This window comes from Spirosoma soli (assembly GCF_042684525.1).
In the GTDB taxonomy this organism is placed as follows: Bacteria; Bacteroidota; Bacteroidia; order Cytophagales; family Spirosomataceae; genus Spirosoma; species Spirosoma soli.
This window is the reverse complement of the sequence record NZ_JBHULN010000050.1, coordinates 1-1248: the sequence shown is the minus strand read 5'-3', so window position 1 is coordinate 1248 and position 1248 is coordinate 1. Positions and strand designations below refer to the sequence as shown.

The window sequence follows — 1248 nt, the reverse complement described above, 5'->3', positions numbered from 1 at the left end:
GGCCTTTAGGTTTGTGGCATGGTAAGAATCTAAGAATTAGCTAGCTTTCTAAAAACATCAGAGCGGGCTTCCCTATCGCGGTGGCTAGGTACGACCCATGGTCCGATTCAGGTCCCGCTCTGTCTTCTTGCCCCCGACTCGAATAGAAATGTGGGACCCCAGGCCCGTTAGCAAGGTATTGAGGATAGGGACAAGTTCATTGCTTCACCCTTAAATAATAGAGCTTATGCAATTCCACTATTTCATTGGCATTGATGTATCGAAAAACACACTTGATTGGGCTGTTTACACATCTGCTGGCTTAGTCGGTCAATTTCAATCTGACAACTCGGCCAAGGCAGTCGGCAAGGTCGTCAAACAGCTAATTGCCTTACCTCAGTTTACTGTAGCCACCAGTATTTGCTGTCTAGAACATACGGGTATTTACAATGCTCATGTGTTAGAAGTACTCTACCAAGAAGGCTTCTTCCTATGGTTGGAAGCGTCAATCCAGATCAAACAAGCCGGTGGGCTGCAACGGGGTAAATCGGATGCCATTGATGCGATCCGTATTGCTGAGTATGCGTATCGGTTTCGAGACCGTTTACGCATTTGGCAACCGACTCGTTCTGTTTTGAAACAACTAACCGAGTTAAGCCAGCTTCGCCATCGTTTGCAAGCAGCCATTAATCAGCTAGCCGTTCCCTTAACGGAGCAAAAACGTTTTGGTGACCGAGCGCTTCAATGCCAGTTAAAAAACCATTGTGATAACTCACTCAAGGCCCTAAGAAAAGATCTTGAGCAAGTGGAAGCAAGTCTGAAAAGCTTGATTCAGCATGACACGGAGTTGAAAACTCTTTTTAGCCTTCTTACGTCTATACCCGGCGTGGGCACTATCGTTGCTACTGAGATAGTTATTGCCACTGACGAATTCAAGGCCATTACTGAACCCAAAAAGCTAGCTTGCCACGCTGGTGTAGCGCCCTTTGAACATCGTTCGGGAAGTAGTGTCCGGGGACGTACCCGCGTTAATCATCATGCCCGAAAATCGCTCAAAACTTTGCTACATCTAGCTTCCATGGCGGCTGTTAAAAGTAAGGGCGAGCTGCAAGTCTATTATCAGCGCAAAGTCAAGGAGGGTAAAAATCGTATGTTAGTTCTAAACGCTGTACGAAATAAGCTAATTCATCGCGTTTATGCCGTTGTGCGCCGGAACGAAAAATATGATAAAAATTATACGCCAATCCTTGTTTGAACCATAGAAATCGG

1 protein-coding gene is annotated in these 1248 nt (G+C 45.9%); it reads left to right on the top strand.

The genetic code is table 11. The features are described 5' to 3' along the window. The first annotated feature begins 226 nt into the window (after positions 1 to 226). Positions 227 to 1234, top strand: a complete 1008-nt coding sequence (locus ACFSUS_RS29015) for an IS110 family RNA-guided transposase (RefSeq protein WP_381528790.1) — start codon at positions 227 to 229, stop codon at positions 1232 to 1234. Positions 1235 to 1248 lie beyond the last annotated feature (14 nt).